Source organism: Bacillus sp. REN16 (genome assembly GCF_020731355.1).
Lineage (GTDB): Bacteria > Bacillota > Bacilli > Bacillales > Bacillaceae_L > Ferdinandcohnia.
Window position 1 is genome coordinate 1 of sequence record NZ_JAJFZK010000024.1, and the last position, 21,723, is coordinate 21,723.

Annotated in this window: 18 protein-coding genes; 10 read left to right on the top strand and 8 right to left on the bottom strand. The window is 37.9% G+C overall.

The window, feature by feature from the left end; translation table 11 throughout:
* Positions 1-405 precede the first annotated feature (405 nt).
* From LKW28_RS20750 to dnaA, 8 genes are all read right to left on the bottom strand, one after another.
* Positions 406-1,473 (bottom strand): HD-GYP domain-containing protein, encoded by a 1,068-nt coding sequence (locus LKW28_RS20750; protein WP_229142335.1) that lies wholly within the window; start codon positions 1,471-1,473, stop codon positions 406-408.
* 92 nt (positions 1,474-1,565) lie between these two features.
* Positions 1,566-4,094: a DNA gyrase subunit A gene (gyrA, locus tag LKW28_RS20755; protein WP_229142336.1), complete on the bottom strand. Its 2,529-nt coding sequence runs from the start codon at positions 4,092-4,094 to the stop codon at positions 1,566-1,568.
* A 180-nt stretch (positions 4,095-4,274) separates the two neighbouring features.
* Positions 4,275-6,197, bottom strand: a complete 1,923-nt coding sequence (gyrB, locus tag LKW28_RS20760; RefSeq protein ID WP_229142358.1) for a DNA topoisomerase (ATP-hydrolyzing) subunit B — start codon at positions 6,195-6,197, stop codon at positions 4,275-4,277.
* A gap of 100 nt (positions 6,198-6,297) precedes the next feature.
* A complete protein-coding gene (gene remB / locus LKW28_RS20765) occupies positions 6,298-6,561 on the bottom strand; it encodes an extracellular matrix regulator RemB (protein WP_229142337.1) in 264 nt (87 codons plus the stop codon).
* A gap of 11 nt (positions 6,562-6,572) precedes the next feature.
* Positions 6,573-7,691 carry a DNA replication/repair protein RecF gene (recF, locus tag LKW28_RS20770; protein WP_229142338.1) on the bottom strand — a complete coding sequence of 373 codons (1,119 nt, stop codon included), beginning with the start codon at positions 7,689-7,691 and terminating at the stop codon, positions 6,573-6,575.
* A 47-nt stretch (positions 7,692-7,738) separates the two neighbouring features.
* Complete coding sequence (yaaA, locus tag LKW28_RS20775; protein WP_229142339.1) at positions 7,739-7,957, bottom strand: S4 domain-containing protein YaaA; 219 nt, start codon at positions 7,955-7,957, stop codon at positions 7,739-7,741.
* A 262-nt stretch (positions 7,958-8,219) separates the two neighbouring features.
* A complete protein-coding gene (dnaN, locus tag LKW28_RS20780; protein WP_229142340.1) occupies positions 8,220-9,356 on the bottom strand; it encodes a DNA polymerase III subunit beta in 1,137 nt (378 codons plus the stop codon).
* 251 nt (positions 9,357-9,607) lie between these two features.
* The gene (dnaA, locus tag LKW28_RS20785; protein ID WP_229142341.1) at positions 9,608-10,954 is read right to left on the bottom strand and encodes a chromosomal replication initiator protein DnaA; all 1,347 of its coding nucleotides are present in this window, start codon (positions 10,952-10,954) and stop codon (positions 9,608-9,610) included.
* A gap of 1,021 nt (positions 10,955-11,975) precedes the next feature.
* Here dnaA and rpmH point away from each other — a divergent pair.
* The 10 genes from rpmH (at position 11,976) to LKW28_RS20835 (ending at position 21,652) form a co-directional block, all read left to right on the top strand.
* Positions 11,976-12,110 carry a 50S ribosomal protein L34 gene (gene rpmH / locus LKW28_RS20790; protein WP_229142342.1) on the top strand — a complete coding sequence of 45 codons (135 nt, stop codon included), beginning with the start codon at positions 11,976-11,978 and terminating at the stop codon, positions 12,108-12,110.
* A 206-nt stretch (positions 12,111-12,316) separates the two neighbouring features.
* The gene (gene rnpA, locus LKW28_RS20795) at positions 12,317-12,661 is read left to right on the top strand and encodes a ribonuclease P protein component (RefSeq protein ID WP_229142343.1); all 345 of its coding nucleotides are present in this window, start codon (positions 12,317-12,319) and stop codon (positions 12,659-12,661) included.
* A gap of 145 nt (positions 12,662-12,806) precedes the next feature.
* A complete protein-coding gene (gene spoIIIJ / locus LKW28_RS20800) occupies positions 12,807-13,580 on the top strand; it encodes a YidC family membrane integrase SpoIIIJ (RefSeq protein ID WP_229142344.1) in 774 nt (257 codons plus the stop codon).
* Positions 13,577-14,197 carry an RNA-binding cell elongation regulator Jag/EloR gene (gene jag / locus LKW28_RS20805; protein WP_229142345.1) on the top strand — a complete coding sequence of 207 codons (621 nt, stop codon included), beginning with the start codon at positions 13,577-13,579 and terminating at the stop codon, positions 14,195-14,197. Before spoIIIJ ends, jag begins: the two co-directional genes overlap by 4 nt.
* A 312-nt stretch (positions 14,198-14,509) precedes the next feature.
* Positions 14,510-15,886 (top strand): tRNA uridine-5-carboxymethylaminomethyl(34) synthesis GTPase MnmE, encoded by a 1,377-nt coding sequence (gene mnmE / locus LKW28_RS20810; RefSeq protein ID WP_229142346.1) that lies wholly within the window; start codon positions 14,510-14,512, stop codon positions 15,884-15,886.
* A gap of 30 nt (positions 15,887-15,916) precedes the next feature.
* Positions 15,917-17,800: a tRNA uridine-5-carboxymethylaminomethyl(34) synthesis enzyme MnmG gene (mnmG, locus tag LKW28_RS20815; protein ID WP_229142347.1), complete on the top strand. Its 1,884-nt coding sequence runs from the start codon at positions 15,917-15,919 to the stop codon at positions 17,798-17,800.
* 54 nt (positions 17,801-17,854) lie between these two features.
* Complete coding sequence (gene rsmG / locus LKW28_RS20820; protein WP_229142348.1) at positions 17,855-18,571, top strand: 16S rRNA (guanine(527)-N(7))-methyltransferase RsmG; 717 nt, start codon at positions 17,855-17,857, stop codon at positions 18,569-18,571.
* A 243-nt stretch (positions 18,572-18,814) separates the two neighbouring features.
* A complete protein-coding gene (gene noc, locus LKW28_RS20825; protein ID WP_420708921.1) occupies positions 18,815-19,627 on the top strand; it encodes a nucleoid occlusion protein in 813 nt (270 codons plus the stop codon).
* A 413-nt stretch (positions 19,628-20,040) separates the two neighbouring features.
* Positions 20,041-20,802, top strand: coding sequence for a ParA family protein (locus tag LKW28_RS20830; RefSeq protein ID WP_057998233.1), 762 nt, complete (start codon positions 20,041-20,043; stop codon positions 20,800-20,802).
* On the top strand, positions 20,795-21,652 hold the full coding sequence (locus LKW28_RS20835) for a ParB/RepB/Spo0J family partition protein (RefSeq protein WP_229142350.1): 858 nt from the start codon (positions 20,795-20,797) through the stop codon (positions 21,650-21,652). Before LKW28_RS20830 ends, LKW28_RS20835 begins: the two co-directional genes overlap by 8 nt.
* Positions 21,653-21,723: the final 71 nt, after the last annotated feature.

Consider the following 21,723-nt stretch of genomic DNA (forward strand, 5'->3'; position numbering starts at 1 on the left):
TCAAACTCTCCAATAAGAGTATTGATTGCTCAAAATACCTCCGGCATTTTTCGCAAAATCCGAAGAAATATTTCATGAAGCAACGATCTTGCTCAATAGTTTGTTACTTAGAATTAAAACGTTGACGCTTGTATTATGTTTAGTTTTCAAAGAACTTTGTCGTCACCCTCAAGCGACTTTATTAATATATCATATTATGAATAATGAANTTGTCGTCACCCTCAAGCGACTTTATTAATATATCATATTATGAATAATGAAGTCAATTACTTTTTTAAAATAATAATTAACCTCGGACACAACTTTAAAAGTATAATCCGAAATACCATTATAGTCAAGTACTTGTTTTGCAATTATTATTCATCTTCATTTCTTACAAAAATAAACACCTCTGTATGCGGAGGGTTAGATAATTTCCTCTATAAAGAGTTCCCGGTAGGCTTTTAAGTCTAAAAATTCAGTTTCGCTTATTTTTAGTAGTGGTCTTGTCGGGTAGCTTTTATCTATAAATACAATTTCCCCAGACTGACCATTTGAAAGCTTTACTTTTGTTCCAATCGAAATGTTCCCAACTCCATTTGTTAGTGCATCTATTACTTCCATATCAAATTGTCCGAACGATTCCCTTCTGATTTCTTCGAGAGCCTTGAAAGGGGTTTGGCGGTTGCTATAGGGTCTTTCCAGGGTCATCGCCGAATACACATCAGCTACTGCTACTATTTTGCTGAATGGATGCAGCCTTTCCCCGGTAACCCCTAGTACATAGCCAGTGCCATCCATACGTTCGTGGTGTTGGAGGACGGCTAATTTTACACCATCTTTTATTAGAGAGATCTTTTCAATCATCCGATAGCTGTATAAAGGGTGCCTTTTTACATCATTGTACTCGGTCAATGTTAGGGATGAGTTCTTTACAAGTATTTTAGGATCAATTTTAGCCATTCCGCAGTCACTTAGCAGACCCGCTATGGCTAGATGGTTGCAATCACCCTGGCCGTATTTGAGTTTTCCCCCTAAATATCCTGAAAGCAAGCCTAGCATGACAGAGTGGTGGTATATATAATCTTCTCGATTTGTATATCTGTGTAAGGAGAAGAGTTCTTTGGGTTGCTCAAGCATTCTATTAAATAGGGGAAGAATAATTTTACGAACTTTGGCAATCTCCACAAGTGCACCTGCTTGCCAACTTTGAAATAATTGCTTATATTCTTTAACAGATTTGAGATAATCCTCCACAATTGAATTTTCCTTTTCGATAACTTCAATTTCCTCTATCTGCTCATTAGGGGTGAAGGGTTCACCATTGATTAAGAATGTTTCAACCTGCACATCTTTCACTAAAAATACTTGAAGAACTTGAATATGCTCGATTGTTAAAACCGTTTTTTTAGGAATGATTGGTTTATTTGTTAAGGAAAAGATGTCATTTGATAGAATACATCCTTCTTGTAGTTGACTTATCCTCACACGCATATTATTTCCGCCCTCATCTCTCATACAATACTAGAACCATTTTACCAAAAAAAGAGAAATACTGCACTGCAGCATTTCTCTTTTAAGGAAGTTTATTCAGTTTCTTCTTCGGTATCCTTTTGTTCTTCTGTGACTGTTTCTTCCACTGTTTCACTAACAGTTTCTTCAGTATCAGTCTCGAGATCTTCTTCCTCTTCCTTCTCAACAACTGCTACCGTTGCTACATGTCCATTTTCATCTAAACGGATGAGCTTAACTCCTTGGGTTGTACGGCCAATTTGTGAAATATCATTAATTGACATTCTAATTAGGACACCATCAGCAGTAATAAGCATAAGGTCATTTTCCACGGTTACAGCTTTAACTGCAATAACCTTACCGTTCTTATCTGTGATATTGACTGTTTTGAGTCCCTTACCACCACGGCTCTGGATACGGTATTCACTTGCTGGAGTTCGTTTTCCATAGCCATGTTCAGTGACGATGAGAACATCTAGATTGTCTTCTAGTATTTCCATTCCTACAACTTCGTCACCTTCGGATAGGTTAATTCCTTTAACTCCTGCTGCCGTACGACCCATGGATCTAACATCAGATTCTGGGAAGCGAATTAGCATGCCGTCCTTCGTTCCAATAATTATATCCTTGGATCCATCTGTTAGCCGGACAGAAATCAGTTCGTCACCTTCATGAAGTCCGACGGCGATTAATCCGCCCTTACGAATATTTGCAAAGGATGAAAGTGGAGTTCGTTTTGAAACCCCTTTTCTTGTTGTAAAGAATAGGAACCAATCATCGACTAGCTCGGATACTGGAATAATCGCATTGATCCATTCTTCTTTATCAATTTCGAGTAGGTTAATGATCGGTATTCCCTTCGCAGTCCTACTAAATTCAGGAATTTCATATCCTTTTAGGCGATAGACTTTACCTTTATTCGTGAAGAATAGAATTGTATCATGGGTAGATGTCGATAATAGTTGTTCAACAAAGTCATCTTCATTTGTACCCATTCCTTGAATTCCTCGGCCTCCACGTTTTTGGCTGCGGTATGTTGATACCGGAAGACGCTTGATATACCCCTTGTTTGTGAGAGTTAAAATGATGTTCTCTCTTGGGATCAGATCCTCATCTTCAATCATTTCAAGTCCGCCCGCTAGTATTTCAGTACGTCTTGTATCGTTAAAACGTTCTTTTACTTCTAGCAGCTCTTCACGAATGATTTCTAGTACTTTTTCTTCATCTGCAAGAATTGCTTTTAATTCCGCGATTAATGCAACAAGGTCTTGATATTCTGCTTCAATCTTGTCTCGTTCTAGACCTGTTAAACGCTGCAAGCGCATATCTAGGATCGCTTGGGCTTGTTTTTCAGAAAGGTTAAATCTTGTCATCAAGCCTTCGCGAGCAATATCAGTATTTTGAGAGCCGCGAATTAGCGCAATAATTTCATCAATGTGGTCTAACGCAATTCGTAATCCTTCTAAAATATGAGCTCTTGCTTCAGCTTTCCGTAGTTCAAAAGCCGTTCTGCGCTTGATTACTACGACCTGATGGTCTAAGTAGTATTGTAAGCACTGCTTTAGGTTTAGTACCCGCGGATGCCCGTTTACTAGAGCAAGCATGTTGATTCCAAAGGTGGTTTGCAATGCAGTATGTTTATATAAATTATTTAAAAGAACGTTCGCATTCGCATCTCTTCTCACTTCCATCACGATTCTCATCCCGTTTCGGTCTGATTCGTCACGAAGGTCTGTAATGCCGTCGATCTTTTTGTCACGAACTAGTTCAGCAATTTTTTCAATTAATTTTGCTTTGTTTACTTGGTATGGAAGTTCTGTAACGAGAATAACTTCCTTGCCATTTTTCATTTCTTCAATTTCCACTTTTGCTCGTAAAGTAATGGAGCCTTTTCCAGTTTCATAGGCCTTCCTTATCCCACTTCGACCAAGAATATGACCAGCAGTTGGGAAGTCTGGACCTGGAATAATATCCATTAACTCAGCAATGGTTATCTCTGGGTCCTTACTGACAGCTAATACACCATCAATAACTTCACCTAGTTGATGTGGTGGAACATTCGTTGCCATACCTACCGCAATACCCGCTGATCCATTTACTAAAAGGTTCGGGAATCGGGCAGGGAGAACAGCAGGTTCTCGTTCTGAACCATCGTAGTTATCTTGGTAATCAATGGTGTCCTTATTAATATCACGCAAAAGTTCCATTGATATTTTGGACATACGTGCTTCCGTATAACGCATTGCTGCTGCTGCATCACCATCGACAGAACCGAAGTTACCATGGCCATCAACAAGCATATAGCGATAGTTGAAATCCTGTGCCATACGAACCATCGTATCGTAAACGGCAGAATCACCATGTGGATGATATTTACCAATTACTTCACCAACGATACGCGCTGATTTTTTATAGGCCTTATCAGCTGTCATACCTAAGTCATTCATAGCATATAAGATCCGGCGGTGGACCGGCTTCAAACCATCACGAACATCTGGTAGGGCACGTGACACAATAACACTCATCGCATAGTCCAAAAATGATGTTTTCATCTCTTGGCTTATATTGATCTCATGAATATGCGAATTTTGACTTTCAGACATAAATAGAAACCTCCCTATTCAGGGGTATAAAATAAAGAGACACATCATTCAGTGGGGGTTATTTTCCAACTGAATGTTAGTCGAATCAAAATATTGATTCTTATTTTAACCCATTCATATATGTAACCAAAACACAGCTTTAACCTTATTCAGTCGGGGTATGATCCCCGACTGAATAAGTTATACATCCAAGTTTTTCACGTACTGTGCGTTCTCTTCAATGAAATTACGTCTTGGCTCAACCTTGTCGCCCATTAGCATTTCAAAGGTTTCATCCGCATCGATTGCATCTTGAAGTGTAACCTGAAGCATCGTACGGTTGCTAGGGTCCATCGTCGTTTCCCAAAGTTGTTCAGGATTCATTTCTCCAAGACCTTTGTAGCGTTGAATCCCTGGCTTTGGATTATTTGGCATTTCTGCTAAATACTTTTCAAGCTCACGATCATCATATGCATATTCAACCCGTTTACCTTGTTGAATTTTATATAAAGGCGGTTGTGCAATATAGATAAAGCCACTTTCAATAATTTGACGCATAAAGCGGTAGAAGAACGTCAATAATAAAGTCCGTATATGTGCACCGTCAACGTCGGCATCTGTCATGATTACGACCTTATGATACCGGGCTTTAGTAATATCAAAGTCTTCTCCGATACCTGTTCCTAGCGCAGTGATCATTGCCCGTACTTCATTATTCGATAATATTCGATCAAGTCTTGCTTTTTCCACGTTAAGAATTTTTCCTCGTAGTGGAAGGATTGCCTGGAAGTGACGATCACGTCCTTGCTTTGCAGAACCACCCGCTGAATCACCCTCAACGATATAAATCTCGCTAATAGAAGGGTCCTTCGAAGAACAATCCGCCAGCTTTCCTGGTAGGCTTGAAATCTCTAGCGCACTTTTTCTTCTTGTTAATTCACGTGCCTTTTTAGCAGCCATTCGTGCCCTTGCTGCCATAGTTCCTTTTTCGACAACCTTTCGAGCGACGGCTGGATTTTCTAGTAAGAATGCTTCAAATTTGTCAGAAAACACGGATTCAGTTACTGTTCTTGCTTCACTGTTGCCGAGCTTAGTTTTTGTTTGTCCCTCAAATTGCGGGTTTGGATGCTTAATAGAGATAATAGCTGTTAATCCTTCACGAACATCATCACCTGTTAAATTCGCGTCATTGTCTTTGAAAATATTATTTCGGCGTGCATAATCATTGATAATTCGCGTTAATGCTGTTTTAAATCCGGATTCATGGGTTCCGCCCTCATAGGTGTGAATGTTATTTGCGAAGGAATATATATTACTTGTATAGCTATCATTGTATTGAAGGGCAATCTCTACTGCGATTCCTTCCTTTTCACCTTCTACAAATACTGGCTCTTCATGAATCACTTCTTTTGTTCGGTTAAGGTGTTCAACGTATGATTTGATTCCACCTTCGTAATGATATTCCTTACGCTTGTTTTCTTCACGTTTGTCTTCGATTGTAATTTTAACGCCTCTTGTTAAAAAGGCAAGCTCTCGAAGACGGGTTGCTAGTGTATCAAATTCATATTCAAGTGTTTCAGTAAAGATTTCACCATCTGGCTTAAAATGGGTTATTGTACCCGTATGATCCGTTTCACCAATTACCTTTAATTCAGTAACAACATGACCGCGTTCAAAAGCGATGTAGTGGACTTTGCCATCACGATGTACATATACCTCCAGTTTTGTGGAAAGGGCGTTAACCACAGACGCACCAACTCCATGCAATCCACCTGAAACCTTATAACCGCCGCCGTCAAATTTACCGCCGGCATGAAGAACTGTCATAATAACTTCAACAGCAGGACGACCCATTTTTTCTTGAATACCGACTGGAATTCCACGTCCATTATCTTTTACGGTAATACTATTATCTTCTTCAATTATGACATTAATCTCATCACAATAACCTGCTAATGCTTCGTCTATACTGTTATCGACAATTTCCCATACTAAATGGTGCAGACCTTTACCGGAGGTTGAACCAATATACATACCAGGGCGTTTTCTTACCGCTTCTAATCCTTCTAAGACCTGGATTTGACTTTCATCATATTCTTGTTGTTGCAATTCTTTTTCTTCCATTGCCACGAATATCACCTACACTTTATTTTAAGAACAAATGTGCAAGCGCCGGACAATAAGGCACTTGACACAGATAGAACTAAATCATGAATTATCTTCCTTATCCTTCTTCTAAAATCGATTCAAAATCGGATACATGCTGTGAACGTTTTTTTAATGTACTAGAGGATAATGGTGAGTAATATACTTTATCTACCGTTACCACTACTGATTTTGTATTTCCATTAGACAATTCTACCACTCTGTCTTTTTTCACGTCTAAAAATTCATTAACGATAGAGGAGGATTTTAAAAGCTGTCGATCTAATATCGTAATGACATCTGATGAACGAACCATTACATTATCTCCCAAATGTATGAACAAATTTCATCACCTCATTTTAGCTTTGTTATGACTCCCGAAGACACAGCATAAGTTGCTGCCTGCTTCAGTGTATCGTGATTGATTCCCTCAACGCTTGTTGTTGTGACAAAGGTTTGGACTTTGCCTTGGATTGTATTTAATAAATGGGACTGTCTATAATCATCCAGTTCCGAAAGAACGTCATCCAATAATAGAATGGGGTATTCCCCAATTTCTGATTGAATTAATTCTATTTCTGCTAGCTTCAGTGATAGGGCAGTCGTACGTTGCTGGCCTTGTGATCCAAAGGTTTGGACATCCTTCCCATTCACAAAAAATGCAAGGTCATCCCGATGTGGCCCCGCTAATGTAACGCCTCTTTCAATTTCCCTCACTCTTATTTTAGCAAATTTTTCGTCATATACATCTACCATTTTCGACAAATCCGCGGTTTCTAATACCTCAATTGAAGGTTTATATTCAATTTGGAGTGTTTCAAGTCCTCTGCTGATTCCGTGATGGATGGGTTCAGCCCATTTCTGTAATAACAAGAGAAATTCAATTCGTTTTTTGACAATTTTTGCTGCTGCTTGAATTAATTGTGAGGTTAACACATCAAGCATTGTTTGATCGTGTTGTTTTTTCGTTTGAAGCTGCTTTAAATAGTGATTTCGCTGATGGAGGATCTTTTGATACTGGCTCAAATCATGTAAATAGACAGCTGAAACTTGACCAATTTCCATATCGATAAATCGTCTTCTCACCTGTGGGCTTCCCTTGACTAGATTTAAATCTTCAGGGGCAAACATGACCACGTTCATATTTCCAACATACTGGCTCAGCTTTTGTTGTTCCAAATGGTTGCTTTTTGCCTTTTTACCCTTTTTAGAGACCACAAGCTGTAATGTTAGGGGACCGTTCCTTTTTTGAACCCTACCCTCTATTTTAGCATATTCTTCATCCCAGCGAATCAATTCTTTATCATTTGAGGTACGATGTGATTTTGCCATCGCTAAAACATAGATGGATTCCATTACATTTGTTTTGCCTTGTGCATTTTCACCTAAAATAACATTGACTTTATCTTCGAAGTGTATGGATAGTTTTTCATAATTACGATAGTTCGTAAGTTCTATTTCCTCAATGAACAAATGGATTCACCCTTTGCGCATAAGCGCGAGAGGCAATCCCTCGCTGCTCATGCTTTTGATATGACGAACGTTCCAAAGCCAGGAATGTCTACTACATCCTTATTTACTAGCTTTTTTCCACGGCGATTCTCTAGCTCCCCATTTACGTAGACTTCATGTTCACCAAGAAACCATTTTGCCATTCCACCCGTTTGGATCACCTCTGCAAGTTTTAAAAACTGTCCTAAAGCGATGAAGTCTGTCGAAATTTCTATTTCCTTTGCCATTTTTTCGCCTACTTTCTTTTATTTTACTAAAGAAATCACAACTAGAAAAGCGCAAGGCGCCGTCCTATTGGCGACAAACACAAGAAAAGCGCTGAAAGAAGGTGCTTTTTGCCTTCCGAAGCGATTGGCTTGTGACTTCGAGCCGATGGCGCCTGGAGCTAGACATCTAGAAAAGAAAACTACTAGGTTTTTACAGCCTAGTAGTTTTGAGGCCCACGTGATGTGGGACAAAATGACGTTGCGTTCTTAGTCTTTGATCAAGTTAATATGTGCGAACTGGAAGAATTAAGTGAAAGACTGTCTCATCATCAAGTGCTTTAATAAAGAACGGTCTCATCGCACCTGTAAAGCTAATTCGAATTTCTGAGCTTTCTATCGCTTTTAATGCATCCATCATATATTTTGCACTAAATGAAATCTTTAATTCTTCACCTTCGATTGATTTACTTTGTATTTCTTCGTTTACCTTGCCAATTTCCGGGGAAGTGGACGAAATTTCAACAACACCATTAGGTAAAGTTGTAAACTTCACGACATTATTATTTGCCTCTCTTGCAAGCAGGGAAGCACGATCAATGGATTGTAAAAACTCTTTAGTAGTTAAAATGATTTCAGTTTTGCTTTCAGTAGGGATTAATCGAGATGTATCTGGATAGCTCCCATCTAATAAACGAGAAAAGAACAATAAATGCTTTGTTTTAAATAACACTTGGTTCTCCGTGATGACGATATCTACTAAATCAATTGTATCATCTAGAATTTTACTTAATTCATTTAAACTTTTCCCTGGAATAACCGCACCATAAGAATCTTCAGAGCCCGTTTCAATCGTTGCGGTTCTCATTGCCAATCGGTGGCTATCCGTCGCAATACAACGTAATGTATTATTTTCAACCTTCCAGTTTACTCCGGTTAAAATAGGGCGAGTTTCAGAAGTTGATACGGCAAATACCGTTTGACGAATCAGATTTTTTAGTAGATCTGCTGGAATTTTAAATCCTTGATTACCTTCAATTTGTGGCAAATGTGGATATTCATCGGCATCAAGACCATTTAAATTAAATTCAGCTTTTCCTGAACGTATAATCGTAAGTAGGTTTGTATGAACTTCAATTTCAACAGTATCCTTAGGTAGCTTTTTAACAATTTCACTAAAGAAACGAGCCTGTAATACAATGCTTCCTGTTTCTTTCACTTCAACAATTTCATCCCCAGCTTCCTCAGTAGGAATAAAAGATTCGATTGAAACGTCGGAATCACTACCTGTAAGAGTAACACCCTCATCTGCTGCTACAATTTTGATTCCAGTTAAGATTGGAATAGTTGTTCTTGAAGATACAGCTTTCATCACATCTTGAACACTTTGTACAAGATGATCCCTTTGAATGATAAATTTCATCAAAAATCCTCCTAAAGATAGTTCTATTTTTGATTTCACCTGAATACATTTGTTAGTTATATATTTATTTTTTTTAAAAGAAAAATCGTAGAAGTACTAGTAGGGCCTGTGAATATGTTGATAACCGGGATAAAACAAATCAAAACAGTCTATCCACATGTGGACAGACTGTGTGCAACAACAAAGAAGTTATTCACAGTATTCAGGTTACAAGTACTTGTCCAAAATAAAAAATGAAACATTTTTATGTTTTAACCCTTTAATTGGGTAATAATTTCAGTTATTTGCTTTTGTAATTGTGTGTCTGTTTTTAATAAATTTGTGATTTTTTCATGTGCATGAATAACCGTTGTATGGTCACGCCCGCCAAACTCTTCTCCAATTTTAGGAAGAGAATTATCTGTCATTTCCCTTGATAAATACATGGCAATTTGACGTGGAAAGGCAATTGATTTTGTCCGTTTTTTTGCCTTAAAATCCTCAAGTTTAATACTATAATGCTGTCCAACGACCTTTTGAATCTCAAAAATTGTAATGACCTTTGGTCTTGAACTTGGAATGATATCCTTTAAAGCTTCTGCAGCAAGGTCTGCATTTATGTCTTTATTTATTAACGATGAGTAGGCAACAATACGAATAAGCGCACCCTCAAGCTCACGAATATTTGTGTTGATTTGGTTGGCGATATAAAGCATGACTTCATTTGGAATGTCTAGTCCCTCTGCTTTTGCCTTCTTACGTAAAATGGCAATTCTAGTTTCTAGATCAGGGGGAGTAATATCAGTAATCAATCCCCATTCGAAGCGGGAACGAAGCCTGTCCTCTAATGTTGGAATTTCCTTCGGCGGTCTATCACTAGAAATAACAATTTGCTTACTTTCCTCATGCAAAGTATTAAATGTATGGAAAAATTCCTCTTGAGTTGATTCTTTTCCGGCTAAGAATTGAATATCATCTATAAGTAAGATGTCGACATTTCGGTATTTATTTCGAAATTCAACAGCTTTATTATCTCGAATCGAGTTAATGAACTCATTTGTAAATTTCTCCGAGGAGAGATAGACAACCTTTGCATTCGGATTATGCTCTTGAACATAGTGGCCAATCGAATGCATTAAATGCGTTTTACCTAATCCGACGCCACCATATAGAAAGAGTGGGTTATAGGCTTTAGCTGGTGCTTCTGCAACTGCTAAGGATGCAGCGTGTGCAAAGCGATTGCCAGATCCGATTACAAATGTATCGAATGTATATTTTTGATTTAGCATATTTTGAGAGTGTTCAGCTGGTTCATCTTGTTTCGTAGCTTTTTTCTCTGGTGTTTTTAATTCGAATTCTTCATCCAGTTGATTTTGAGGAATAATAAATTTGATTCCGAGTTCTGCACCGGTTAAATCATAAATCGTTTCTGCGATTAGATGTAAATATCTAGATTCTAGCCAATCCCTGGCAAACTCATTGGGGGCCGTAATAATAAGTGTATCTTTTTGCAGGGCATGAGCTTTTGTAGACTTCAGCCACGTTTCAAAGCTGGGCTTACTAAGTTTTTTCTCAATTTCCTGGAGAGCCTTGGCCCATAAATCTTCAATATTTTCCAACAATCTCCCTCCTTTGTTCGCGTATTTCTAATAGTTATCATTCATCAAATGTATAAAAATAAGTCCTTATGCAGTCGTTAGCATTCAAATGAATAAAGGGCTATAAATATGCACCCTTGGTAATTTGTGAATAACTATATAATATAGTAGAAAAACATCTTTTCGACATAATCCACTGATTGTGGACAAGCATCCATTCACAATGTGTAAAAAGCTATCCACATGATATCCACATTCTGTGGATAAACAAAAAATGTTGATAACTTATTACGAGTGAAAACAAAACTATAATATCAGATAATGACTACATAATCAATGGTTTTTAAAAACTTATCCACATAATCAATACCTTGTGGAAAATAATTATCCACAACACAAGATGATGTGTAAAACTTGTCGATAAATGTTGTGGATTAAAAAAACTGTCGAAAAAAGTTGTCCACAACAACGAAAAGCTGAAACGCCTTGCACAGAAATGAGGAAACTGGTCGACTTAAATCGCCACGTCCTGTGGCTAAGTCGACACTAGCACTTCCTGTGCGTCGGAGGCTCCGACAAAGAGGCGTTCTCTTGCCTCTGCCAGAGGAGGTGAAATTTCCTGAGTTTCTAGTCGCTGGAGCTGGACATGTAAGAAAAGTTAAAGAAGGAATTATGATTTATTAGTAAATTTAAGAAGAAGTTACGAATCTCAACTTACTTTTTTTCTGATCGTTATTTTCCATCCAAAATATAGTATTTCAAATAAGGTTGACATTTTTTATTAGTTTTCAATATAATTAGTAAGACTGTCTGATGTTTAACTTTATTCAGCAGAAGTCCTTACTTTTACGTGGAGGATGAATGCAAAGAGAGTATATAATTCAGTGGGGGTTCAAACCCTGGCTGAATAAAGTTAAAGCTCCGGCGGATGCCACAGATTTTTTAGAGGAAACTTTTCGAGCATGCTCGAAAAAAATCTGGGCGTAAATACGCTAAAGCGTATTTGATTTTGAGAGTTAATTCCTCAGGGAGGTGTCATATAATGAAAAGAACGTATCAACCAAAGAAACGTAAACACAGCAAAGTTCACGGATTCCGTAGTCGCATGAGCTCTTCAAACGGACGTAAAGTTCTAGCTCGTCGTCGTCAAAAAGGAAGAAAAGTATTATCAGCATAGGCCACTGAAAGCTCAGTGGTCTTTTTTTCTAAATAGGATCTGCCCGAAAGAACCGTGCCTTAGTAGAAAAAAAGCAAAAATAGATGATACTTCATATAAAAAAGTTTTAATCAAAATTTCTTATGACTATACTAGAAAAGGCGCAGATTGTGAGCGCCTGAATTATGGTTATAAGAAATTGTCTTGTCGTACGGGAGTTGTAAAGAATGAAGAAAGAATACCGTATAAAGAAGAATCAAGATTTTCAAACGGTGTTTAAATCAGGGAAATCCTCAGCCAATCGGCAATTTATTGTCTATGTCTATAATAGGGAAGAGCTAGAGCATTTCCGTATTGGCTTATCTGTAAGTAAAAAGATTGGAAACGCTGTTACTAGAAATCGGATTAAACGATTGATTCGTCAATTCTTCCTTGAACACAAAGATCAGGTTCAAACCAAGGATTATGTGATCATTGCCAGAAAGCCAGTTGCTGAGATGAGCTATGAAGATGTAAAGAAAAGCATGCTTCATGTCTTAAGAGTGGCAAAAGTGTTAAAAAAAGTCCCTTAATAGTCGACTTTTTTCAGTGGAAAGAAAGAATTTTCCCAATAAAGATGGTAGAATACAAGGGTACATATTGATTTTTCTTCGAATGAATATGTTTTACAATATATATTTACCTTTAGGATATTTAGATACTAGGAGGAAAAAGTAGTTGAAAAGGCGAATATTACTATTAAGTGCGCTAATAGGATTGATTCTTTTATTATCTGGGTGTGCCCAAGTCAATGATCCGATTACCGCAGAAAGTACAGGAGTTTGGAACAAATACTTTGTTTATCCATTATCCTGGCTGATTACGTATTTTGCTGAACTTTTCAGTAATAACTATGGTTTAGCAATTATCATTGTAACTCTATTAATTCGATTTGCTTTATTGCCATTAATGATTAAACAAACTAGAAGTTCAAAGGCAATGCAAGCAATCCAACCGGAGCTAAAATCACTTCGTGAAAAGTACAGCTCAAAGGACCAGGCGACACAACAAAAGCTACAACAGGAAACAATGCAGCTCTTCCAAAAGCATGGTGTCAATCCACTAGCGGGATGTTTCCCATTATTGATTCAAATGCCAATCTTAATTGGTTTCTACCATGCGATTATGAGAACAAGCGAAATTGCTAATCATAATTTCTTGTGGTTTGACTTAGGCGAAAAAGATCCATATTATATTCTTCCTTTAGTTGCCGGGGTAACAACATTCATCCAGCAGAAAATTACAATGATGGGTATGGATAATAATCCGCAAATGGCTATGATGCTATGGTTAATGCCAATCATGATCGTTGTCTTTGCGATCAGCTTCCCAGCAGCCTTATCATTATACTGGGTCGTGGGTAATATCTTTATGATTGTTCAAACGTATTTAATTAAAGGTCCAGATATTAGAGCAGCTAAATCTGGAGATGCGGGAGGAGCCAAAAAGTGAAACAAGTAACTGCTACAGGGCAAACCGTCGATGAAGCAGTAGAATCAGCTTTAGCTCAACTAAGCACAACAAGAGACCGCACCGAAATACAAATCATCGATGAAGGTAAAAAAGGGATATTTGGGATTTTTGGAACGAAGCCTGCTGTTGTAAAAGTAACTGTAAAAATTGACCCGGTTGAAGAGGCACAGAAGTTTTTAGAAAAGGTCGTTTCAACAATGGGTGTTATAGCAACATTAGACGTTACACGGAACGGAAAAAATGTGACTTTCCAATTATCCGGTGAAAAAATGGCTATTTTAATTGGAAAAAGAGGCCAAACTTTAAATTCATTACAGTATTTAACACAACTGGTTGCAAATCGGTTTTCAGATCATTATTTGAACATTATGGTGGATGCTGAAAACTACCGAGGCCGTCGTGAAGAAACCTTGGTCCAACTGGCAGAAAGAATTGCCGATAAAGTAAGTCGAACAAAGCAGGATGTCAAATTGGAACCAATGCCTTCCTACGAGCGAAAGGTTATTCATACAGCCCTCGCGAATCATATGAAGGTTAAAACAACCTCTAATGGTTCTGATCCGAATCGACATATCGTGATTTCACCAGCAGAATAAATAAAAAATAAAAGCCTAGGCGTTTGCCTAGGTATTTTTTGTGCCTTTTTTGAGGGTTTTAGTTTGGACTTTTTAAAGAACGGTTTGTTATAGTACAGATCCTTTCAGTTAATCGGTGCGGTAAGGTGAATTCTTCAATGTTGTTATTCACATGTGGATAAGATAAAATGGAGTGTAGTTTATTTTGGGAAAACAAGGTTCTGTTTTCGTTGTGGATAAATAGGTAATACTAGGATAAATGTTATTCACAGTTTTCATTTTGATAATAGCAAACGAATTATTCGGAATGTTGATATATAAGAAGGTGAGAAAATGGAGTTTGATACAATAGCAGCCATTTCAACTCCAATGGGAGAAGGAGCAATTGCAATTGTTCGGTTAAGTGGGGATGAAGCAATTGATATTGCAAATCGAGTATTCAAAGGGAAGAATCTAAAAGAGGTTGATTCACATACGATTCATTATGGACATATTGTGGATCCAGATACGAACCAAGTTGTAGAGGAAGTAATGCTTACCTTGATGAGGGGACCAAAGACCTTTACGAGAGAGGATGTAATTGAAATCAATTGCCATGGTGGACTTGTGTCGGTTAATCGGGTCCTCCAACTCGTCCTTGTAAATGGGGCAAGACTTGCTGAGCCTGGTGAATTTACAAAACGTGCCTTTTTAAATGGTCGTATCGACCTTTCACAAGCAGAAGCAGTTATGGACCTAATTCGTGCTAAGACTGACCGTGCGATGAATGTAGCAATTGGGCAGATGGAAGGGAGATTATCTTCCCTAATTAATCGGCTGCGTCAAGAATTGATTGAAACTTTGGCACATATTGAGGTTAATATTGATTACCCAGAGTATGATGATGTTGAGGAAATGACCCACCGTGTCCTACTTGAAAAGGCCAATAACGTACGGTACGAAATCATCAAGTTATTAGAAACCTCCAGCCAAGGGAAAATTTTACGAGAAGGCTTATCTACTGTTATTATAGGTAGGCCAAATGTTGGAAAATCATCGTTATTAAATAGTCTTGTCCATGAAAATAAGGCAATTGTAACAGATATTCCAGGTACAACTCGTGATGTGATTGAAGAATATGTCAATGTACGTGGTGTCCCATTACGTCTAGTGGATACAGCGGGAATTCGTGAAACGGAAGATATCGTGGAACGAATTGGTGTTGAGCGTTCACGTGAGGTTTTGAAAAAGGCGGATCTCATCCTTCTAGTGTTAAACTATGGAGATGAGCTAACAGAAGAGGACGAACGTCTATTTGAGGCTATTTCAGGGATGGAAACCATCGTCATTATTAATAAAACGGACCTGCCGCAAAAAATGAATATGGAAAAGGTTAAAGACCTTGCTAAGGAGAATCCAATTGTAACAACCTCTTTATTAGAGGAAAAAGGGGTAGATGCGTTAGAAGAAGCTATTTCCTCCTTATTTTTTACTGGAAATGTCGAAGCAAATGATTTAACCTATGTTTCTAACTCACGTCATATTGCCTTGTTAACACAGGCGAAAAAGTCAATTGAAGATGCGATATCTGGTGCAGAGTCAGATCTTCCAATTGATATGGTTCAGATCGATTTAACAAGAACATGGGAGCTATTAGGGGAAATAATTGGGGATGCTGTTCACGAAAGCCTACTCAATCAGTTATTCTCCCAATTTTGTTTAGGGAAATAGAAATTATTTTTGCAAGAGGAGGAAATCAAATTGGGCTATGATGCCGGTCATTACGATGTCATCGTCATTGGTGCAGGGCATGCAGGCAGTGAAGCGGGTTTAGCTTCAGCTCGTCTTGGTGCCAAAACACTAATGCTTACAATAAATTTAGATATGGTTGCTTTTATGCCATGTAATCCATCCATAGGAGGACCTGCAAAGGGTACAGTTGTCCGAGAAATCGACGCCCTGGGCGGTGAAATGGCAAAAAATATTGATAAAACACATATTCAAATGAGAATGCTGAATACAGGGAAAGGCCCTGCTGTTCGTGCATTACGTGCCCAGGCAGATAAGTTTTCCTACCAGCACGAAATGAAGAAAACATTAGAAAATGAACCAAATTTAACACTTGTTCAAGGAATGGTTGAACGCTTAATTGTTGAGGACGATGTGTGTAAGGGTGTTATAACAAAAACAGGTGCCACTTTCCTTGCCGAAACAGTTGTCATTACAACTGGTACGTTTTTGCGCGGTGAAATTATTCTTGGTGAATTAAAGTACTCAAGTGGGCCAAATAATCAACAACCGTCGATTAAGCTATCTGAGCATCTTGAGGAATTGGGCTTTAATCTAGTACGATTTAAGACAGGTACACCGCCACGCGTTAACAGTCACACAATTGATTATAGTAAAACTGAAATCCAACCTGGTGATGAAACACCTAGAGCTTTTTCATATGAAACAACAAAATATATTACCGATCAGCTTCCATGCTGGTTAACATACACAAGTGAAGAAACACATCAAATCATTGATGCAAATTTACATCGTTCCCCGATGTATTCTGGGATGATTAAAGGGACTGGACCACGTTACTGCCCATCAATTGAAGATAAGGTGGTTCGTTTCCATGATAAGCCGAGACATCAAATATTCCTTGAGCCAGAAGGACGAAACACACAAGAAGTCTATGTTCAAGGACTTTCTACAAGCTTACCTGAGGAGGTTCAACATCGATTGATTGCATCCGTTCCAGGTCTTGAGAATGCAAAAATGATGAGACCGGGATATGCCATTGAATATGATGCTATTATCCCAACTCAGCTTTGGCCAACACTTGAAACGAAAAAAATCAAAAACCTTTATTCAGCGGGTCAAATTAATGGAACTTCTGGATATGAGGAGGCAGCAGCCCAAGGGATTATGGCAGGGATAAATGCTGGACGCCGTGCCCTAGGTAAAGAGGAAGTTATTCTAAGTCGTTCAGATGCTTATATCGGCGTCCTTATTGATGACTTAGTTACAAAAGGTACAGCTGAGCCTTATCGTCTATTAACTTCACGTGCGGAATATCGTTTACTTCTTCGACATGACAATGCCGATCTGCGCTTAACCGAGCTAGCCCATGATATTGGGTTAATTCCTGAAGAGAGATACCAAAAATTCTTAGATAAAAAAGCTGCGATTGAACAAGAAATGGAACGTCTTCAAGGCATTCGAATTAAACCAACAGATGAAGTACAAGAACTTATCCGTTCTGTTGGCGGAAGTGAATTAAAAGATGGCATATTAGCATCTGACTTATTAAAGCGACCTGAGATGACATATGAACATATCCGTAAATTAGCTCCAAGTGACTCAGGGGTTCATCCTGATGTTGCTGAGCAAATTGAGATTCAAATCAAGTATGAAGGGTATATTCAAAAATCCTTACAGCAAGTTGATAAATTAAAGCGGATGGAAGACAAAAAAATCCCAGAAAACATTGATTATGATGCCATTTCTGGTTTAGCGAATGAAGCAAGAGCTAATTTGAAAGAGGTACATCCTTTATCGATCGCACAAGCTTCAAGGATTTCAGGGGTAAACCCAGCTGATATTTCCATTCTGCTCGTATACCTTGAGCAAGGGAAAATCGCACGTGTGAACTAACGTTATTGCTAGAAACACAAGGGCTATTTGATTAACATTGGAAGGAAACACAAAATGGACACTTCATTATTTACATCTATGTTGGAGGAGAAGGGGATTTCCCTTTCTCCAACCCAGCTAAGTCAGTTTGAAACCTACTACAAACTATTAGTTGAATGGAATGAAAAAATGAACCTCACGGCGATTACAGAGAAGCCTGAGGTGTATTTAAAGCATTTTTACGATTCTATTTCAGCTGCATTTTATTTTGATTTTACAAAGGAATATTCGATTTGTGACGTAGGAGCGGGTGCAGGGTTCCCAAGTATCCCACTCAAAATTTGTTTTCCAAATTTAAAAATCTCTATTGTTGATTCTCTCCAAAAGCGAATTACCTTTCTCAATGAGCTTTCTAAAGAGTTGCAGCTTGAAAATGTTACATTTTATCATGATCGGGCCGAAACCTTTGGACAAAAAGGGGAAATCCGAGAAACGTTTGATATTGTGCTGGCAAGAGCTGTTGCGAGAATGTCTGTATTAAGTGAGTTATGCTTGCCACTTGTAAAGGTGGATGGAACATTTATTGCAATGAAGGCTGCATCTGTTGCAGAGGAGTTAGAGGATGGCAAGAAAGCCATCACAACACTAGGTGGGCATGTAAAAGAGGTACATCACTTCTTATTACCAATGGAAAATAGCGATCGAAACATCGTAATCATCGAGAAGAACAAACCAACACCTAAAAAATACCCTCGTAAACCGGGAACACCAAATCGTTCACCAATCAAATAAAGTGCGGTGAACTTTTTTTACAGTTATATTTCCTTAACCTTGTGAATTAGTTGAAAGATAGTAAGATTTTTATGAAATTCATGTTATAATAGAAGGAATGAGAGAGAAAATAGAGAATTTGTAATAGTGGGAGTTCTAAGGGGTGGTGGAATTATGAAGCATCCATTTTCACGGTTATTTAGCATCGGTGAAAAAGATGATAAACAACAAATGAACCAAGAACAGGTGGTAGAAGCTCAATTAATGGATTCAACAGATGACGAAGAGTCACACCTGGAGGAAGTACGACAAATTCCGATAAATGAGATTGTTCCAAACCGATATCAACCGAGAACTGTTTTTGCAGAGGATAAAATTAAAGAGCTTGCATTAACCATACGTACACATGGAATTATTCAACCAATTGTAGTACGACAATTTGCTGATAATCAGTATGAGATCATTGCTGGTGAACGACGTTGGAGAGCCGTTCAAACTCTTGAATGGGAGACCATTCCGGCTATCATTAAAGACTTCAATGATGCAGAAACTGCATCCGTTGCCTTGATCGAAAATCTGCAACGAGAAGAGTTATCAGCGATTGAAGAAGCGTATGCTTATGCTAGATTACTAGAATTACATAGTCTTACACAAGAAGCGTTAGCCCAGAGATTAGGAAAAGGTCAATCGACAATTGCCAATAAGCTGCGTTTATTAAAGCTGCCTGAAGAAGTTCAAAAGGTGCTTATGCAAAAGAAACTTACAGAGCGTCATGCAAGAGCTTTAATTCCTTTGAAAGATCCAGAAAAGCAAATTAAGCTTATGCAGGAAATAATTGAAAAAGAGCTAAATGTAAAACAAACAGAGGATCGTGTCGTTAAAATCCTTGAACTAGAAAGGGAGCAAAAACGGCCTAAGCCTAAGTTCAAAGCAGTTAGCCGTGATATGAGAATTGCGATGAATACGATTCGTCAATCCTTAACGATGGTTGAGGAAAGTGGTGTCAATTTAAATACAGAAGAAGAAGAATTTGACGACTATTTCCAATTTACAATTCGAATTCCTAAAAATAAATAAGCCAATCCATTTCCTTACCTATTTACGGTAAGGGAATTTTTTTTGAATGAAAAATTTTATTCGTTAAAATTTATATTTTATCTTTAAAAATGTTTCACGTGGAACATTTAACTTTATTCAGTAGGGGGTGATCCCCAACTGAATAAAGTTAAGCCTCCGGCGGATGCCACGATTTTTCAAAGGAAATTTTTCGAGCGGTAAGATCAAAGACTAAAAACGCCACATCCTGTGGCAACATCTTTATGACCCACGTCCTGTGGGCCTAAAAATCAGGCGCAAATACGTTAAGGCGTATTTTTTGTAAAAAAAAGATAAACCCTATCATTTTTTCATGATAGAATAGAAAAAGTGATAGTTTTATAAAGTAGAAATATGTAGTAATTTGTAGTTTAAAATTGAAAGTAGGTGACATCGTGGGGAAAATCATCTCAATCTCAAACCAAAAGGGTGGAGTAGGAAAAACGACTACTTCTGTTAACCTAAGCGCATGTTTGGCTTATGTCGGAAAGCGGGTTTTACTTGTCGACATTGACCCTCAAGGTAATGCAACAAGTGGTTGTGGCATAGAAAAGGCAAATGTAGATCAATGCATTTATGACGTGCTTGTTGATGATGTAGAAGCAAAGGATGTTACGGTTCCAACGACAGTTGAAAATTTATATATGATTCCAGCAACAATCCAACTAGCGGGTGCTGAAATTGAATTAGTGCCAACGATTTCTCGCGAGGTTCGTCTAAAAAGAGCCTTAGATGAAGTTAGAGACCAATATGACTATATAATTATTGATTGTCCGCCATCATTAGGACTGTTAACATTAAACGCTTTAACAGCTTCTGATACAGTGATCATTCCAGTTCAGTGTGAGTATTATGCACTTGAGGGGCTGAGTCAGTTATTAAACACGATTCGTTTGGTTCAGAAACACCTAAATACCGATTTAATGATTGATGGGGTACTTCTAACCATGCTTGATGCAAGAACGAATTTAGGTATTCAAGTCATCGAAGAAGTGAAAAAGTATTTCCAAGATAAAGTATATAAAACAATTATTCCAAGAAATGTACGATTAAGTGAAGCTCCAAGTCACGGAGAACCGATCATCATCTATGATCCAAAATCAAGAGGTGCTGAAGTATACTTAGATCTTGCAAAGGAAGTGATTGTGAATGGCTAAAGGGTTAGGTAAAGGTGTTAATGCTTTATTCCCATCATTGGAAGCAAAGAATGAAGAGGTTGTCCAAGAGATTAAAATAAATCAGCTACGTCCAAATCCATATCAGCCTAGAAAGACATTTGAGCCAGAGGCAATTGCTGAACTAAAGGAGTCTATCCTAGCACATGGGATTTTACAGCCTATAATTGTTCGAAAAAGCATAAAAGGATTTGAAATTGTAGCGGGTGAAAGACGTTATCGAGCTGCAAAAGAAGCAAAACTAAGTACAGTTCCCGTTGTTGTTCGTGAATTAAATGAACAGCAAATGATGGAGATTGCATTGCTAGAAAATTTACAGCGAGAGGATTTATCTCCGATTGAAGAGGCATTTGCTTACCAATCCTTATTGGACCATTTAAAAGTCACCCAAGAACAGCTAGCAAAAAGATTAGGAAAAAGTAGACCACATATTGCTAATCATCTTCGTCTTTTATCTCTTCCTAAGCATGTACAGAACTTAATTTCAGAAGGAAAATTATCCATGGGTCATGGGCGTACGCTATTAGGACTTAAGAAAAAGGAAAAGTTAAATGCGATTGTGGATAAGGTTATTGCTGAAGAGCTTAATGTTCGTCAGTTAGAAGCATTGGTTAATCAAATAAATCAAAATGTTCCACGTGAAACATCTAAACCGCCAAAGAAGGAAAAGGATATCTTTATTAAAGAACAAGAGTCCTTCCTTCGTGATCGTTTTGGAACATCTGTTACGATTAAGCAAACGAAGAAAAAAGGAAAAATTGAAATTGAATTCTTTTCAAATGAAGACCTTGAAAGGATTCTTGAACTGTTAGAATCGCCGAAAATCTCATAATGATCAATTGAAAACCTGCATGTTCTTATTTTTTTAATAAAACCGTGCAGTGTTTTTTATTACTCATAAAA